The sequence below is a fragment of the Massilia sp. 9I genome (genome assembly GCF_902506415.1).
In the GTDB taxonomy this organism is placed as follows: Bacteria; Pseudomonadota; Gammaproteobacteria; order Burkholderiales; family Burkholderiaceae_D; genus Telluria.
The window spans coordinates 558657-576079 of the sequence record NZ_LR733275.1 but is presented as its reverse complement, the minus strand read 5'-3'; the positions used below and the strand labels follow the sequence as shown (position 1 = coordinate 576079).

The window sequence follows — 17423 nt, the reverse complement described above, 5'->3', positions numbered from 1 at the left end:
AAGGGCTTCCCGTGAAACGCTTCCTGACACCCCAAGAGAAGAAGATGCTGGGCTACGAAAAGGACCGCCGCAACGGTTACGGCGAGTCACGTGCTCGAAGCCGGAAGGCGATTGCGACACGTAAGGCCCTGTCCAGCCGTTCGCTACGGCATGCCGAGAATATTGCAACCGCCAAGGCGACGCGAAGTCTGGAGGAAGCGGATCCAGTGGTGCGCAAGACGGGTAAGAATTCCTGGCGAAAGTTTCCGGACGCACCGCTGGCAGAGCATGTCGGCAGGACCTTGCGTTTCCGTGCACTGAAAGCTGGCATCCCGGCTCCACGCGCCTCCGTCCTGCTGCGCAGAGCGCGCCGCAGGTTGCCGCAGATCCCGAGACAGTTCAAGGGGCCGCTGCAACACGCCATCGATTGAGCCATGAACCATTCTTCGACCTGTCGCTTTTTTGTCCTCGCTACACTGACTTGCCTGATGGGCGCAGCACAGGCGCAAGAGCCCGATTCGCGCTGGCAGCTGCGCGTGTTCGACCTGCGACATCTGGTGAAAGTGGAAGCCACCATCCGCTTCACGAACGAGCCTGCCGACTCTTGCATGGGTGGGGCTTGGAAGCGCGTGCTTGTCGAGTCGCGCGATGTGAGGGCAGACGAGTTCCTGCCTTTAAACGAACCCCTGGCCTATTTGATAGAGGGGAACAAGCTGACCTTGGGCAGGACGCGCATATGCGACGGCTACCTGTTCCTGAGCGGCACGGCCGGGCAGTCCATGATCACCGGCTCCTACGATGCGGTCGGCTGGGGACGCAAACCGCTGGGCAGTTTCGTGCTGGGAAAAGTCCAGGACTAGCGCTGTTTTTGCGCCCGGATGTGTTGCAGCGCACATTAGCGGCATCGTCCTTAAGCGTGCGTGAAAAATGCTGGGCTAGAATCGGTTGGCCTGACCGATCCAACCGAACCGTATGCGCAAGCCCCTGTCTATTGCCTTCATCGTCCGTGATCCGCTGCCGCCCCTGCGCGCCGACGTGCTGACCCTGTTCGGCGCCGAGATGCCGCGTTATGGCGTGAACACGGAACTGGTCGGGCAATCCGGCGGCGAGGCTGACGCTCCATGGCCGGCCGGCGGCATGCACACCGTGGGCAGCCTGAAATCGCGCTTCGCCGCCATCCTGTCGCCCCTATGGGACCTGCGCGGCCTGCTGCGCGCGCGCCGCCGCGGGCGTCCCGACTGCATCCAGGTGCGCGACAAGATCGCCTCCGGCCTGCTGGGCCGGCTGGCCGCCGCCGTGCTGCGCGTGCCCTTCGTCTATTGGATGTCCTTCCCGATCGTGGAAGGTTTCGAGGTCCGGCGCGACGAGATCGGCAGCTGCGGCAAGGGCCTGAAGTGGTTCGCCCACGTCCTGCGCGCCGCCGCGTCGCGCTTCGTCATCTATCAGCTTGTGCTGCCGGGCGCGCGGCACATCTTCGTGCAGAGCGAGGCCATGGCCGACTGGCTGGCGGGGAAGGGTTTCGACCGCACCCGCATGACGGCGGTGCCGATGGGCGTCGACGCCACCCTGTTCGATCGCAGCAAGGTGGAGCCGGTCCACGATCCGCGCCTGGACGGGCGCCGCGTGATCCTTTACCTGGGCCGCATCGCCCAGGCGCGCCGCTCCGACTTCCTGCTGGACGTGGCCGAGATCCTCAAGCGCGACGTGCCCGACCTGTTATTGGTGATCGCTGGCGACGCCGCCTCGAACGACGAGATGGACTGGATGCGCGCCGAGATCGCCCGCCGCGGCATCGGGCAGCACGTGTTGCTGACCGGCTGGCTGCCCCAGAAGACGGCGCTCGGCTATGCGGTGCGGGCCGAGGTCGGCCTGTCGCCGATCCCGCGCGGCACCCTGTTCGACGTGTCCTCGCCCACCAAGCTGGTGGAATACCTGGCGCTGGGCATTCCCAGCGTGGCCAACGACATCCCGGACCAGCAGCTGGTCATCGACGAGAGCCGTGCGGGGCTATGCGCGCCGATGGAGGCGGGCCCGTTTGCGGCCGCCGTCAAGCGCCTGCTGGACGACCCGGCATTGTCCGCCGAGCTGGCGCAAGGTGGCCCAGCGTACGTCAGGAGCCACCGCACCTATGCTATTCTGGGTCGAATAGTTGCAGAAACATACACAAAAATTCTGTCGCGACCGAGTTAAAAAAGCAACACTGAAGTCCGTCAGGCATCGTATCGTGCGCGTATCGGAGAAAACACTGTTGTACCATCCAAAAGAATTTCTATTTTGCAAACGTGATTGCAGGCACCTGAAGGAAAGGCATATGGCATGAACCGGGCATCGGCACCAGCAGCGCCAGCGGCGACGCATGCCTCGCCACGGGTGCTCATGCTGGGGACCGAGCCTGGCGGACGCGGCGGTGTCGCCACCGTCGTTTCGCTGCTGCGCCAGAACGGCCTGTTCGAACGCGAGGGCGTCTGCTACGTGCCGACCCATGCCGAAGGCACCCGCGTGGCCATTGCCGGCGCCTTCTTCAAGGGTTTGCTGCGCACCCTGGCGGCGCTGGCGCGCCGTCCGGAAGTGGTGCATGCCCATGCGGCCTCGAACGGCAGCTTCGTGCGCAAGTCGGTACTGCTGGCGCTGGCCCGCGCGAGCGGCGCGAAGACGGTGTTCCACCTGCACGGCGCCTGCTTCGACAGCTTCATCGAGCGCTCCAGTCCGCTAATGCGGCGCTGGATCCGGCATACGCTGGAACAGAGTTCCGTCGTGATTGCGCTGTCGACGCGCTGGGCGGATTTCCTGACCGGCTTTGCCCCGCATGCGCGGGTGGTCGTGATCCCGAACTCGGTGCCGGTGCCACCGCTCGCGGCGGACCGGTCTGAGCCGGGCCGCATCCTCTTCCTCGGCCAGGTCGAGCCGCGCAAGGGCATCTATGAACTGGTGGATGCGCTGGGGCTGCTGAAGGACCGTTTTCCCCACGTGAAGCTGGCAATCGGCGGGCAGGGCGAGCTGGAGGCGGTCAAGCGGCGCGCCAGGGAAGCCGGCGTGCTCGAGCGCATCGAGGAACTGGGTTGGGTGACGGCCCAGCGCAAGGCGGACGAACTGGCGCGCGCGTCGATCTTCTGCCTGCCTTCGCATGCCGAAGGCCTGCCGATGGCGCTGCTGGAAGCCATGGCTGCCGGCAACGCCGTGGTCAGCACGGGCGTCGGCGGCATCCCGGATGCGCTGCGCGACGGCGACAACGGCCTGATGATCGAACCCGGGAAGGTGGAACAGCTGGCGCAAGCCCTCGGCACATTACTGGGCGACGACGAAGAACGTCGGCGCCTCGGCGCGCGTGCGCGCGCCACGATCGAGCAAGAATTCGAGTCCGGCGTCGTGATCGGACAAATTTCAGCGGTGTATCGGCAATTGCGCGACAGCATCGCGGCAACTTCGCAAAGCGGGGGGAAGAGATGAACGCAACGGTAAGGTTAGGCTGGCTGGTGAATCGGCTCAGATGCATGTCGGTGGCGGAAGTGGGCTACCGGGTGCGCCAGGCGGCAGCCACGAAAATGGGACGCCGCATGGCCGGCCGCACGGCGCCCGCGCCCTTGCCGCGCGCCCGCACGCTGGCGGTGCAGGGCGCGCCCCAGCTCGACCCGCTTGAAATCGAGGCCCTGCTACTGGACGCCGACCGCATCTGCGCCGGCCACGTGGTGCTGTTCGCCGAACGCCGCTTCGACGTCGGCGTGCCCACCGCCTGGAACCGCGATCCCGAGACCGGCGTCACCGGTCCGTCCATCTACGCCGGCGACATCGCCATCACCAAGCGCGAGCAGGTCGGCGACATCAAGCACGTGTGGGAGCTGAACCGCCACCTGCACCTGGTGCGCCTGGCCCAGGCCTGGACCCTGAGCGGCGAAGTGCGCTGGCTGCACGCGCTGGAGCAGCAACTGCGCAGCTGGATGGATCAATGCCCGCCGCTCACCGGTCCCAACTGGACCAGCTCGCTCGAACTGGGCATCCGCCTGATCAACTGGAGCCTGGTGTGGCAGCTGGTGGGCGGCGAGAGCAGCGCCCTGTTCGCCGGCGAATCCGGCCAGAAGCTGCGCGCCGACTGGCTCGCCAGCATCCACGCCCACTGCAGCACCATCGCGCGCCACCTGTCGCGCCATTCCTCGGCCAACAACCACCTGATCGGCGAACTGGCCGGCCTGTACGTGGGCGCCAGCACCTGGCCGTGCTGGAAGGAGTCCGCCGACTGGCTGGAGCAGGCGCGCCGGGAACTCGAACATGAAGCGGTGGCGCAGTACTCGCGTGACGGCGTCAACCGCGAGCAGGCCTTTGCCTATCACATCTTCTCGAGCGAATTCCTGTTCGTCGCCGGCCTGATGGGCCAGGCCTGCGGCCAGCCTTTCCCGCGCCATTACTGGGCATCGCTGCAGCGCGCGCTGCGCTTCCTGCGCTCGGTGCGTGACGTCGGCGGCAACGTGCCGGCGGTGGGCGACGCCGACGACGGCAGCGTGTTCCGGCTCGATGCCCAAGGCAGCGACCGCGCATCGCAACTGCTGGCGCTGGGCGACACCGTGTTCGGCGCCGCCAACGATACCCACCCCGGCGTGCGCTGGCTGCTGCACGCGCTGCCCGGCACCCGTCCGGACTGCGACCCGCACGAGGTCGACACCGGCTGGGCCTTCCCGGACGGCGGCTACCTCCTGTTCGGCAACCATTTCGGCGAGCACAGCGAGATCAAGGGCATGCTCGATTGCGGCCAGCTCGGCTACCTCGGCATCGCCGCCCACGGCCATGCGGACGCGCTGGCATTGAACCTGTCGGTGGCGGGCGAGGAGTGCCTGATCGACCCGGGCACCTATTCCTATTGGCAAGACCAGAAATGGCGCGACTACTTCCGCGGCACCTCGGCCCATAACACCGTGCGCATCGACGGCCTCGACCAGTCGACCAGCGGCGGGCGCTTCATGTGGCTGCGCAAGGCCGAGGCCCGCATCGAGCGCATGCCGAGCAGCCCCAACGACTTCGACTTCCGCGGCTCGCACGACGGCTACACCCGCCTGTCGGACCCGGTGCGCCACATGCGCAGCGTGCGCTTCGACGGCGCCAGCAATACCCTGACCGTGCGCGACGAAGTCTCGGCGCGCAAGCAGCACAAGGTCGAGCTGTTCTGGCATTTCGCGCCCGAGCTCGACGTGCGCCTGACCAGCCACGGCCTGTCGGTGCGCGGCAAGCGCTTCGTGCTGCAAATGCAGGCCAGCGGGGCCGACCTGCAGCTGGAACTGGTGCGCGGCGCCGAGAATCCGCCGCTGGGCTGGTGCTCGCGTACCTACGAGTCGAAGCGTCCTTGCGAAGTGCTGCGGATCACGACCGTATCGTCCGCCGTTCCAGTCGAATGCAGGTTTACAATAACGTTCCTGCATTAGCAAAAAATTTATCAAATTCAACAACCATAAAAAATTATTAATAGGAATATGTCCAAAATGCTGATTTACCTCGTTGCCGGTGCCCGTCCGAACTTCATGAAGATCGCGCCCATCGTGCGCGCCCTTCAGGCCCAGGATGCCTTGAGCTTCAAGATCATCCACACCGGACAGCACTACGACCGCGAGATGAACGACGTGTTCTTCGAGGAACTCGGCATTCCCCAGCCGGACGTGTTCATGGCCGCCGGCGGCGGCAGCCACGCCCAGCAGACCGCCAAGATCATGGTGGCCTTCGAAGAGCTGTGCATGGCCGAGCGTCCCGCCGCGGTGCTGGTGGTGGGCGACGTCAACTCGACCCTGGCCTGCTCGATCGTGGCCAAGAAGCTCGTCATCCCGGTCGCCCACGTCGAAGCCGGCCTGCGCAGCGGCGACATGGCAATGCCGGAAGAAATCAACCGCCTCGTCACCGACAGCATCTCGGACTGGTTCTTCGCCACCGAGCCGGCCGCTGTCGAGCACCTGCGCCGCGAAGGCAAACCGGATTCCGCCGTGCACTACGTCGGCCACGTGATGGTGGACAACGTGCTGTACCAGGCCGACAAGCTGTCGCGCGCCGATACCTCCGCTTTCGAGACCAGCGGCTTCAAGACGCAGAGCCAGGCCAATGGCGGCCGCTACGGCGTCGTGACCCTGCACCGTCCGAGCAACGTCGACGAGCCGGCCACTTTCGCCCGCATCGCCGGCGCGCTCAAGGAAATTTCCCAGGAACTGCCGCTGATCTTCCCGGTGCACCCGCGCACCCGCGCCAACATCGAGAAATTCGGCATCGACCTCGGTCCCAACGTCACCTTGGCGGGCCCGCAGGCCTACATGGCTTTCCTCAACCTGTGGAAGGACGCGGCCGTAATGCTGACCGATAGCGGCGGCCTGCAGGAAGAAACGACGGCGCTGGGCGTGCCTTGCGTCACTATCCGCGAAAACACCGAACGTCCGGTGACGGTCGAAGAGGGCTCCAATGTCCTGGCCGGCACCGATCCCGAAGCCATCGTGCGCGAAGCCAGGAAGGTCTTGCGCGGCGAAGGCAAGCAGGGCCGCCGCCCGCAGCTGTGGGACGGCAAGGCGGCCGAACGCATCGTCGCGATCCTCGCGAAGGAGATCGCGGCCGTGGCGAAGCCGGAAGGACTCGCCGCCTAACGTTTTAAAGGAATCTCATGGATGACCGAATCACGTTGATGGGCTGTCAGGTGGATAACCTGACCATGGAAGAAACACTGGGCAAGGTCGAAGGATTCATCCAGTCCGGCCTGCCCCATCAGCACGTGGTGGTCAACGTGGATAAGCTGGTGAAAGCCAGCCGTGACGCTGAACTGCGCCAGATCATCAACGACTGCGCGCTGGTCAACGTGGACGGCATGCCGGTGGTGTGGGCTTCGCGCCTGCTCGGCAAGCCGCTCAAGGAACGGGTCGCCGGGGTCGACCTGTTCGAGGCCCTGATGCGGCGCGCCGGCGAGAAGGGCTGGCGCGTGTTCCTGCTGGGGGCGCGCGAGGAAGTCGTCAGCAAGGTGGCCGAGACCTACACCCGCAAGTACCCGGCCCTTAGGCTGGCGGGCTACCGCAACGGCTACTGGAAGGGCGAGGAAGAAGAACAGGCGGTGGCCGAGCAGATCCGGGCCAGTAATGCCGACCTCTTGTTCGTGGCGATCAGTTCGCCAAAGAAGGAGCAGTTCCTCGGCAAGTACCAGGCCCACATGCGGATTCCTTTCGCAATGGGCGTCGGCGGCACTTTCGATGTCGCCATCGGCAAGGTGAAACGGGCCCCGCTGTGGATGCAGAAGTCCGGGCTCGAATGGTTCTACCGCTTCCTGCAGGAGCCGCGTCGCATGTTCCGGCGCTACTTCATCGAGGACATGGCTTTTATTGGCCTGTTGCTCAAAGAGGCTCTCAAAGGCAGGCAGGTGAAACAGGGATAGGGCGGCCACAGAAGCCGCTACGCAAAAACACGCAAAAGAATACGAGACGCCACCACCGATGGCCCCTGCGGGCCCCGCACCTGTCGCATTCACTGCGGCAGGTCCCAGGACCCCGCATGCTCGCCGTCGGCATTGGTGATATGCGGCGCGACTGAATAATGCACTATTAATACATTTTATATATTACAGAGAGCGAAACGACATGAAGATCCTGGTTACCGGCGGCATGGGCTATATCGGCTCGCATACCGTCGTCGAACTGCAGAACGCCGGCCATGAGGTGGTCGTGGTGGACAACCTGTCCAACGCGGTCACCTCGGTGCAGGAGCGGGTGCAGCGCATCACCGACAAGACCTTCGTCTTCGAAGAAGCCGACATCCGCGACCGCGCGGCCATGGAACGCATCTTCGGCGCGCACAAGGTCGACGCCGTGATCCACTTCGCTGGCCTGAAGGCGGTCGGCGAATCGGTGGCGCAGCCGCTGCGCTACTACGACAACAACGTCAACGGCAGCGTCATCCTGTTCGAGACGATGGCCAAGTTCGGCGTGAAGACCATCGTGTTCTCGTCTTCCGCCACCGTGTACGGCGACCCGGCTTCGGTGCCGATTCGCGAAGACTTCCCGCTGTCGGCCACCAATCCCTACGGCCGCAGCAAGCTGATGATCGAAGACATCCTGCGCGACCTGGCCAAGGCCGAGCCGGAATGGCGCATCGCGCTGCTGCGCTACTTCAACCCGGTCGGCGCCCATGAAAGCGGCCTGATCGGCGAAGAGCCGAACGGCATCCCGAACAACCTGGTTCCCTACATCGCCCAGGTCGCCAACGGCCAGCGCGACAAGCTGTCCGTGTTCGGCGGCGACTATCCGACCCCGGACGGCACCGGCCTGCGCGACTACATCCACGTGGTCGACCTCGCGATCGGCCACGTGAAAACCCTCGACCGCCTGGCCAAGGGGCCGGGCATCGTCACCTACAACCTCGGCACCGGCCGCGGCAACAGCGTGCTCGAGATGGTGCGCGCTTTCGAGGCCGCCTGCGGCCGCAAGATCGCCTACCAGATCGTCGACCGCCGCCCCGGCGACGTGGCCAAGTGCTACGCCGATCCGGCCAAAGCCCGCGAAGAACTGGGCTGGACTGCCGAGCGTGACGTCGCTCAAATGTGCGCCGACGTCTGGCGCTACCAAACCACTGCCAAATAATCTAATGTAAAGGACGGTCCGATGAAAGCCATGATCCTAGCTGCAGGCAAGGGCACCCGTGTACGCCCGCTGACCTATGACCTGCCTAAACCCATGATCCCCCTGTTGGGCAAACCCGTGATGGCCTACCTGGTCGAACACCTCAAGAAGCACGGCGTGACCGAAATCATGGTCAACGTCAGCTGGCTCCACGAGAAGATCGAGGAGTACTTCGGCGAGGGCGAACAGTTCGGCGTCCAGATCGGCTACTCCTTCGAGGGTTATATCAAGGACGACGGCGAGGTCGTCCCTGAACCGATCGGCTCGGCCGGCGGCATGAAGAAGATCCAGGAATTCGGCGGCTTCTTCGACGACACCACCATCGTCCTGTGCGGCGACGCCCTGATCGACCTCGACCTCAAGGCTGCGCTGCTCGAGCACCGCCGCAAAGGCGCGATGGCCACCGTCATCACCAAGGAAGTCCCATGGGACAAGGTCTCGTCCTATGGCGTGGTGGTCACCGACGCCGAAGGCCGCATCACCGAGTTCCAGGAAAAGCCGAGCGAACAGGAAGCCAAGTCCAACTTCATCTCCACCGGCATCTACATCTTCGAGCCGGAAGTCATCGACCTGATCCCGTCGGGCGTGCCGTTCGATATCGGTTCCGAGCTGTTCCCTCTTCTGGCAGAGCGCGGCCTGCCGTTCTACGCCCAGGGCCGTCCGTTCAACTGGCTCGACATCGGCACCATGAGCGACTACTGGGAAGTGCTGCAGACCGTCCTCACCGGCGAAGTCAACCATATGGACGTGCCGGGCATCCAGATCGAACCGGGCGTCTGGACGGGCCTGAACACCAGCATCGACTGGGAAGGCACGATCATCGAAGGTCCGGTCTACATCGGCTCCAACGTCAAGATCGAAGCGGGCGCCCGCATCGTTGGCCCGACCTGGATCGGCCATGGCAGCCACATCTGCGAAGGCGCCGAGGTCGTGCGTAGCGTGTTGTTCGAATACACACGGGTGTTGCATGATGTAACATTGCATGAAATGATAGTTTTCAAGGATTACAGTGTCGACCGCAAGGGCGAGATGAAGCACGCGTCGGAGTACTCGTCGCAAGAATGGCTGAATGCGCGTGACCGCCGCCGTTCGGTTCGCAAGGACATCGAGGGTACGGCTCAGAACGCCATACAGAAAATTAAAGAGAAAGCAAGCGCATGAAAATTTATCCAGTCATCCTCTCCGGCGGCGCCGGTACCCGCCTGTGGCCGCTGTCGCGCGCCGTGCTGCCCAAGCAGCTGCTGCCGCTGGTAGCGGACAGGACCATGCTGCAGGAAACTGCGCTACGGGTGGCCGGCTGGCCGGGAGTGATGGCGCCGCTGGTCGTGTGCGGCAATGACCACCGTTTCATGGTGGCCGAACAGCTGCGCGAAGCCGGCATCACGCCGCTCGGCATCCTGCTCGAGCCGGTCGGCCGCAATACCGCGCCGGCGGTGGCGGCGGCGGCCCACTACCTGAAGGCGATCGATCCGGAAGCCATCATGCTGGTGCTGCCGGCCGACCACGTCATCGAGAACGGCGCCGCCTTCCGCGACGCGGTCGAGCGCGCCGTGACCCTGGTGGGGCAGGGCGCCCTGGCCACCTTCGGTATCGTGCCGAAGACCCCGGAAACCGGCTACGGCTACATCCGCCGCGGCGAAGCGGTGGCCAATTGCGGCGACTGCTACAAGGTGGCGCGCTTCGTCGAGAAGCCGGACGCCGCCACCGCCCAGGGCTTCCTGGATGAAGGCGGCTACTACTGGAACAGCGGCATGTTCATGTTCCACGCCGAGCGCTTCCTCAAGGAACTCGAGGAGCATGCACCGGCGATCGCCGCGGCCGCCGACAAGGCGGTCAGCACCGGCTACCGCGACCTCGACTTCTGCCGCCTGGAAGAAAAAGCCTTCTCGGACAGCCCGTCCGACTCGATCGACTACGCGGTGATGGAAAAGACGCAGGACGCCGCCGTGGTGCCGGCCGATATCGGCTGGAACGACGTCGGTTCCTGGTCGGCCCTGTGGGAAGTGCAGCCCAAGGATGCCAACGGCAATGCCCAGCGCGGCGACGTCTACCTGGACGGCGTCACGAACTCGCTGGTGCGCGCCGAATCGCGCATCGTGGCCGTGGTCGGCGTGGACAACCTGGTCGTGGTCGAGACCCAGGACGCGGTGCTGGTCACCCATAAAGACCAGGTGCAGCGCGTCAAGCAGGTGGTCGACCACCTCAAGAGCAAGGCGCGCACCGAGCACCTGCACCACACGCGCGTGTATCGCCCGTGGGGCCACTACGAAGGCATCGATGCGGGCGACCGTTTCCAGGTCAAGCGCATCACGGTCAAGCCGGGCGAAAAGCTGTCGCTGCAGATGCACCACCACCGCGCCGAGCACTGGGTCGTGGTGTCGGGCACCGCGCGCGTGACCTGCGGCGAAAAGGTCTGCCTGCTGTCGGAAAACGAGTCGACCTACATCCCGATCGGCGTCACCCACCGCCTGGAAAACCCGGGCAGGCTGCCGCTGCACCTCATCGAAGTCCAGTCCGGCAGCTACCTCGGCGAGGACGACATCGTCCGCTTCGAGGACATCTACCAGCGTGCTTGAGCTAGCTGGACAGTAAGCCCTTATCGCACGGATGACGCTGCTTGCGCAGCGGAACCGTGCGAACCCCTCGCGGAACGCGGGCATACAATGCCCGCAACTGAACGGAGCGAGGGGGCATCATGAAATCGATCGTTGCGGCGTCCACCCTGGGTGTCCTGCTGAGCGTGGCGGCAGCACCAAGCGCGCAAGCCCAGAACGGCCCACCCCTGCTGGACCTGACCCTCTACGGCCAGCTCGAACGCTGGCTTGGCGCCGGCCCGCTGGACCTGCGCAACATCTACACCCGCCAGACCGGCCACAACTCGCGCGATTTCCACGACGCCGCCGATGGCGCCGGCATGACGTTCACGCTGCTCCAGGTGAGCAACGATTTCGGCCAGAGCTGGCTCGTGGGCGGCTACAACCCGCAAAGCTGGTCCTCGACCGACGGCTACCACATCACGCCCAACGACTGGCAGCGGACCGCCTTCATCTTCAACTTCACCGATGCCCAGCTGTGGCGCCAGGTGCTGTCCGATAACATCCTGCCCAACCGCGGCGCGCGCCAGACCTACAACGAGCCGAACCATGGCCCGACCTTCGGCGCCGGCCCCGACCTCTTGGTCAATGACCGTCTCAATGCCGCGCTGTCCTGGCAGGTGAGCTATGGCGACGGCCTGAGCGAAGGCACCAGCATCATCGACGGCAGCACCGGCGGCCAGCTGTTCCGGGTCGACGCGCTCGAGGTGTATTCGATCTCGCTGGTGCCGGAACCGGCCACCACTGCCATGTACCTCGGCGGCATCGGCCTGCTGGGCTGGACGGCATGGCGCCGCCGCCCCAGGGCGGCGCTGCGGCGAACGCACTGAAGGGCAGGGCGCAACAGCGGTGAGCTGACAAAACAGCAAGCTGTGGCATGATGGCGGCGGAGCCCTGGCTCCGCCCTCCGTTCATCCTGCGACCGATCCATGCGACCGAATTTGCGAGCGCGCCTGCGCGCCTTTCTGCTGTCCTGTCTGTCTTGCCTGGCCGCCGCCGGCGCCTTCCATCCTTCCGCTCACGCATCTCCCCTCAAACCGGCTGAACTGGCGATCGTCATCAACGACGAGGACCCGTCCAGCGTCGCCGTCGGCGACTACTACCGCAAGCGCCGTTCAATCCCGGCCGCCAACGTGGTACACGTGCGCATCCCCGGCAAGCCGCGCTCGATCAGCCCGGCCCAGTTCCGCCTACTCAAGGAAGAGATCGACAGCCAGCTTGGCCCCAAGGTGCAGGCGGTCCTGATGGTCTGGACCGCGCCCTATGCGGTCGACTGCAATTCGATCACCGGCGCCTACACCCTGGGCTTCGACGGCGGCCAGTGCGCCAAGACCTGCGCCGCCGGCGAGCCCAGCGCCTACTTCAACAGCCGCTCGGCCCATCCGTTCACCGACCACCAGATGCGGATCTCGATGCTGCTGCCGACCGAGTCGGTCGAGAAGGCGAAAGCGCTGGTCGACCGCGGCGTGTCCGCGGGCTTTCGCACCGTGCCCGCCACCGCCTACTACCTGGCGACCTCGGAAAAGGCGCGCAATACCCGCGCCGGTTTCTTTCCGCGCACCGGGCGCATTCCCGCCCGCAAGCTCACCACCAAGGTGCTGCAGGCCGACGCGCTGGAGAATGTGAAGGACATTCTGGTGTACCAGACCGGCATGGCCCAGGTCGCCAAACTGGACACGCTCGGCTTCGTGCCCGGCGCCCTGGCCGACCATTTGACCTCGCTGGGCGGCGACCTGCTCGGCAGCAGCCAGATGAGCAGCCTACGCTGGCTGGATGCCGGCGCCACCGCCAGCTATGGCACCGTCAGCGAACCCTGCAACCACTGGCAGAAGTTTCCCAATCCCTCCGTCCTGCTGCGCCACTACCTGAGCGGCAACAGCGCCATCGAAGCCTACTGGAAGAGTGTTGCGTGGCCGTCACAAGGCCTCTTCATCGGCGAACCGCTGGCCGCGCCTTACCGCGAGCGTTAATTCCCAGCTCTTCCCTATGGGAGACGCAGTGCCGAAGCGCTACGCGCCACGCATGAGTTTCTTTGTGGAAATGATAATGAGAGTTCTTGTCACACGGATGTAAATGAATCCATTTACTATGCTTTTTGCTAATGGTAAATTGCATTCTGCTAACGTTTTTTCCCAATAACATTCGTTTGGCTCATCCACCCAGGAACTTCATGAACAAGCTTGCCGCTTCCTTCCACGCACCCGGGCGCCTGACCGTGCTCGCCGCCTTGCTCGCCGGCCTGTCCGCGCCGGCCTTGGCCGCCTCTCCCAATATCGTCATCAGCCAAGTGTACGGGGCTGGCGGCAACGGCAGTGGCGCCACCGGCGCGACCTACAAACACGATTTCATCGAGCTGTTCAACCGCAGCGGCGCCAGGGTCGACATCAGCGGCTGGAGCGTGCAGTACGCGTCCACCAGCGGCACTTCCTGGCAGAAGACCGTCATCCCGGCCAATACCTTCTTGGAGGCCGGACAATATTTCCTGGTGCGTGAAGCGGCCGGGACCGGGGGTGCAACCAATGTGGTGACGGTGGCGGGCGACGTCGAAGGCAGCATCGCGATGGCTGCCGGCGCCGGCAAGGTCGCGCTGGCGAGCAACGACACGACCCTCACCGGCAGCGCCCCGACCGGCGGCGCGGTCGTCGACTTCGTCGGCTACGGCAGCGGCACCAATGCCTTCGAGGGCGCGGGCCCGACCGGCACCATCAGCAACACCAAATCGGCCCAGCGTCTCGAAGGCGGCTGCACCGACGATGACAAGAATTCGGTCGACTTCGAGGTCAAGGACGTGGCCCCGCGTACCACCGGCACCACGCGCAAGGTGTGCGGCGCGATCGGCCCGACGGATGAGCCGATCGTCGCTAGCTGCCCGGCAAGCCTGGTGCGCCCGCACGGCGAACTGGTCTCGGCCATCCTGAACGCCCGCGACAAGGACAACCGCGTCACCGGCGCCACCATCACCTCGACCGCGGTCGGCGGCATCCGCCTGGAAGAATTCACCGCGTCGAGCGCGGTGGACAGCCCGGCCGGCGTGCGCCTGGTGGTCGATGCCGCCGCTGCGCCGGGCAATTATTCGGTCGTGGTGCGCTTCGATAACGACGCCGGCAAGACCGAGACCTGCGCCGTCACGGTGCGCTCGGCCGGCAATCAGGCGATCCCCGCGATCCAGGGTCCGGGCGCGGCCAGCCCGTTCAAGGGCACGGCCCAGACCACGGAAGGCGTCATCACCGCCAAGGTCGGCAGCGGCTATTTCGTCCAGGATCCGGATGGCGACAACGACGCCGCGACCTCGGACGCGATCTTCGTGTTCGGCGCCACCGCCGGCAACGTGGGCGAACGCGTGCGCGTCACCGGCCTGGTCACCGAGTATGTGCCGTCGGGCAGCGTCAGCTATACCGAGCTGACCGAGACCGTCTCGACCGTGCTGGGCGCCGGCCAGACCGTCAGCCCGACCAACATCAGCTTCCCGGCCGGCGACCTCGAGCGCTATGAAGGCATGCTGGTGCGCATCACCAATCCGCTGACCGTCAACCAGAACAAATACCTCGGCACCCGCGGCGAGCTGACCCTGTCGAGCGGCCGCCTGGAAGTGCCGACCAACCGCTACCGCGCCGGCACCCCGGAAGCGATCGCGCTGGCGGCGTTCAATGCGGCCAACGTGATCACCCTCGACGACGGCATCTTCACCGCGCCGCCGGTGATCCCCTACATCGGCGTGGACGGCACCGTGCGCGCCGGCGACACCGTCACCGGTCTCGAAGGTGTGCTCGATTTCGGCGCACTGGGCGCCGGCGGCGCCGGCTTCAAGCTGCAGCCGACCGTGGCCCCCGAGTTCTCGCGCACCAACCCGCGCCTGGGCGTGCCGAGCCTGCCGGCCGGCGTCAAGGTCGCCAGCGCCAACGTGCTGAACTTCTTCACCACCTTCACCAACAAGATGGACGTGAAAGGCGTGCTGACCGAGGGCTGCACTATCGGCTCGAGCGCACCGAGTGCCGGCAACTGCCGCGGCGCCGACAACATGGAAGAGTTCGTGCGCCAGCGCGACAAGATCGTCAAGTCGCTGGTCGCCCTGAATGCCGACGTGGTGGGCCTGATGGAGATCCAGAACAACGGCGACGTCGCCGTCCAGTACCTGGTCGACAGCATCAACGCCGCGCTTGGCGCAAACGTCTACGCGGTGGTGCCGGCGCCGGAGTCCACCGGCACCGACGCGATCCGCGTCGCCATGATCTACAAGCCGGGCGCGCTGAGCCTGGTCGGCGGCGCGCTGTCGGATGGCGACCGCGTCAACAACCGCCCGCCGATGGCCCAGACCTTCAAGGCCGCCAACGGCGCCAAGTTCTCGGTGATCGTCAACCACCTGAAGGCCAAGGCCAGCTGCCCGTCGGGTAGCGGGCTCGATACCGACCGCGGCGATGGCCAGGGCTGCTGGAACGCGACCCGCGTGACCCAGGCCAAGCGCCTCGCGGAATACTTCATCCCGCTGGTCAAATCGGCCGCCGGCGACGACGACGTCTTGGTGATCGGCGACATGAACGCGCACGGCTTCGAAGACCCGATCGTGGCCTTCACCAGCGCCGGCATGGTCAACGAACTGGAACGCTTCGTGCGTCCGCAAGGCCTGGTGTATTCCTATGTGTTCGACGGCGAGAGCGGTTACCTCGACCACGCCCTGACCACGCCTTCGCTGAGCGCGCAGGTGGCGGGCGCGGCCGAGTGGCACAACAACGCGGACGAGCCGGAAACCATCGACTACAACTTCGACACCGGCAACGGCAGCACGCCGAAGAGCCAGGACCTGTACGTCAACGACGCCTTCCGCGCCTCGGACCACGACCCGGTGCTGGTCAGCCTGAACCTGACCCCGACCTGGATCGATGCCACCGGCAGCTTCACGGTGGTCCGTTCGGGCCTGGTGATGAACCGCGCCACCGGCCAGTACAGCGGCAGCTTCCAGCTCACCAACAAGACCGGCGCCGCCATCACGGGTCCGTTCCACGTCAAGATCGCCGGACTGCCGGCCGACGTCACCCTGGCCAACGCCAGCGGCACCCACAACGGCGTGCCCTACATCACGGCCGGTGCCGGCGCGATCGCACCGGGTGCGACCGTGACCGTCACCACCGTGTTCAATAACCCGAAACGCGTCGCCATCAACTACAGCGCCGCCATCATCGCTGGTACTTTCTAAGGAATAAGAACTATGTTTAACGCGAAGACTTTCCTGCGCCACGCAGTGCTGGCCCTGGCCCTGGCGGGCAGCTCGCTGGCGGCAATGGCCGCCCCGATCAGCTACCACGTTAATGTGGACACCAGCGGCCGCTCGGGCGCCGGCGCCCTCGACCTGATGTTCCAGACCTTCTCGAGCACGCCGGTGAGCGCGACCCTGAGCAACTTCAGCGGCGCCTTCGGCGCCGTGAGCCTGGCCGAGCAGGTCGGCTTCAACCCGGACGGCAGCATCGTCCTGGCCAACCTGCCGGACTTCGGCAGCTACCTGAAGTTCGACCTGAACCTGGGGGCTGCCTTCGGCTTCGACATCCTGTTCAGCGATGACCAAAGCCTGGACGCGGGCAGCGACGGCAGCACCCTGTCGATCGGCCTGTACGACGCCAACGGCGCGCTGGGCGACCCGTTCGGCATCGTCCGCTTCGACCTGACGCCGGGGCAAGGCATCGGCACGCCGTACCAGGATGCCGACTTCGCCCAGGTGAGCGAACTCGCGGCGGCAGTGCCGGAACCGTCGGACTGGCTGTTGATGGCCACCGGCCTGGCCCTGCTGGGCGCCAGCCTGCGCCGCCGCGCGCCGCGCTGAGCGCTTCAGGCGAAAAAAAAGACACACCTGGCCGTGCGGCCGGTGTGTCTTTTTTTATTGGGAGAGAAAACGGAGGAGGGCGCTCGCGCCCGGTGAATCAGGACTGGTCGGCGCTGGCGCGGCGCATGGCGTCCACGCGGAAGGCTTCGGCGTTGCCGTCGATGATGCGCAGGCTGGAGCAGCCTTCCGGTGCGCAATCCGGGGCCGGATTGTTCGGGCCGGTGGCAGCGGCGACGGCCGGGCCGGTCGATGCGGCAGCCGGGGCTACGGTGCTGGTGGCCACGGCGGCGACGTTGAGGTCGCTCTGCACTGCCGAGCCGAGGCTCATCGCGACCTGGCTGTCCTGCTGGCCTGCGCCGCAGGCGGTCAGGAGGGTGGTGAGGGCGATGGCGGCGATGGTGCGGAAGGAGATGTTCATGA

General features: G+C 65.5%; 15 protein-coding genes. 14 read left to right on the top strand and 1 reads right to left on the bottom strand.

Translation table 11 applies throughout. The annotated features are described in order from the left end of the window. Positions 1–11 precede the first annotated feature (11 nt). The 14 genes from GV068_RS02600 to GV068_RS02535 all read left to right on the top strand — a co-directional run bounded on the left by GV068_RS02600 (position 12) and on the right by GV068_RS02535 (position 17003). On the top strand, positions 12–410 hold the full coding sequence (locus GV068_RS02600; RefSeq protein WP_159695865.1) for a hypothetical protein: 399 nt from the start codon (positions 12–14) through the stop codon (positions 408–410). A gap of 3 nt (positions 411–413) precedes the next feature. Then, positions 414–839, top strand: coding sequence for a hypothetical protein (locus GV068_RS02595; protein ID WP_159695864.1), 426 nt, complete (start codon positions 414–416; stop codon positions 837–839). 112 nt (positions 840–951) lie between these two features. Next, positions 952–2169, top strand: coding sequence for a glycosyltransferase (locus GV068_RS02590; RefSeq protein ID WP_159695863.1), 1218 nt, complete (start codon positions 952–954; stop codon positions 2167–2169). A 126-nt stretch (positions 2170–2295) separates the two neighbouring features. Beyond that, positions 2296–3426 carry a glycosyltransferase family 4 protein gene (locus GV068_RS02585; RefSeq protein ID WP_159695862.1) on the top strand — a complete coding sequence of 377 codons (1131 nt, stop codon included), beginning with the start codon at positions 2296–2298 and terminating at the stop codon, positions 3424–3426. Between the two features lie 26 nt (positions 3427–3452). Continuing rightward, entirely contained in the window at positions 3453–5387 is a 1935-nt protein-coding gene (locus GV068_RS02580; protein ID WP_229463615.1) for an alginate lyase family protein, read from the top strand. 57 nt (positions 5388–5444) lie between these two features. Beyond that, a complete protein-coding gene (wecB, locus tag GV068_RS02575) occupies positions 5445–6581 on the top strand; it encodes a non-hydrolyzing UDP-N-acetylglucosamine 2-epimerase (protein ID WP_159695860.1) in 1137 nt (378 codons plus the stop codon). A gap of 65 nt (positions 6582–6646) precedes the next feature. Further along, the gene (locus tag GV068_RS02570; RefSeq protein ID WP_308636844.1) at positions 6647–7357 is read left to right on the top strand and encodes a WecB/TagA/CpsF family glycosyltransferase; all 711 of its coding nucleotides are present in this window, start codon (positions 6647–6649) and stop codon (positions 7355–7357) included. Between the two features lie 202 nt (positions 7358–7559). After that, the gene (galE, locus tag GV068_RS02565) at positions 7560–8558 is read left to right on the top strand and encodes a UDP-glucose 4-epimerase GalE (RefSeq protein ID WP_159695859.1); all 999 of its coding nucleotides are present in this window, start codon (positions 7560–7562) and stop codon (positions 8556–8558) included. A gap of 21 nt (positions 8559–8579) precedes the next feature. Next, on the top strand, positions 8580–9758 hold the full coding sequence (locus GV068_RS02560) for a sugar phosphate nucleotidyltransferase (protein ID WP_159695858.1): 1179 nt from the start codon (positions 8580–8582) through the stop codon (positions 9756–9758). Beyond that, the gene (locus tag GV068_RS02555) at positions 9755–11173 is read left to right on the top strand and encodes a mannose-1-phosphate guanylyltransferase/mannose-6-phosphate isomerase (protein WP_159695857.1); all 1419 of its coding nucleotides are present in this window, start codon (positions 9755–9757) and stop codon (positions 11171–11173) included. Before GV068_RS02560 ends, GV068_RS02555 begins: the two co-directional genes overlap by 4 nt. Positions 11174–11292: 119 nt before the next feature. Further along, the gene (locus GV068_RS02550; protein ID WP_159695856.1) at positions 11293–12021 is read left to right on the top strand and encodes a PEP_CTERM-anchored TLD domain-containing protein; all 729 of its coding nucleotides are present in this window, start codon (positions 11293–11295) and stop codon (positions 12019–12021) included. A 99-nt stretch (positions 12022–12120) separates the two neighbouring features. Next, positions 12121–13161, top strand: coding sequence for a TIGR03790 family protein (locus GV068_RS02545; protein ID WP_159695855.1), 1041 nt, complete (start codon positions 12121–12123; stop codon positions 13159–13161). Positions 13162–13361: 200 nt separating this feature from the next. Then, positions 13362–16382 (top strand): ExeM/NucH family extracellular endonuclease, encoded by a 3021-nt coding sequence (locus tag GV068_RS02540; RefSeq protein WP_159695854.1) that lies wholly within the window; start codon positions 13362–13364, stop codon positions 16380–16382. A 12-nt stretch (positions 16383–16394) separates the two neighbouring features. After that, positions 16395–17003 (top strand): NF038129 family PEP-CTERM protein, encoded by a 609-nt coding sequence (locus GV068_RS02535; protein ID WP_159695853.1) that lies wholly within the window; start codon positions 16395–16397, stop codon positions 17001–17003. A gap of 97 nt (positions 17004–17100) precedes the next feature. Here GV068_RS02535 and GV068_RS02530 read toward each other — a convergent pair whose 3' ends face one another. After that, positions 17101–17421, bottom strand: a complete 321-nt coding sequence (locus tag GV068_RS02530) for a hypothetical protein (RefSeq protein ID WP_159695852.1) — start codon at positions 17419–17421, stop codon at positions 17101–17103. Between the last annotated feature and the right edge of the window lie 2 nt (positions 17422–17423).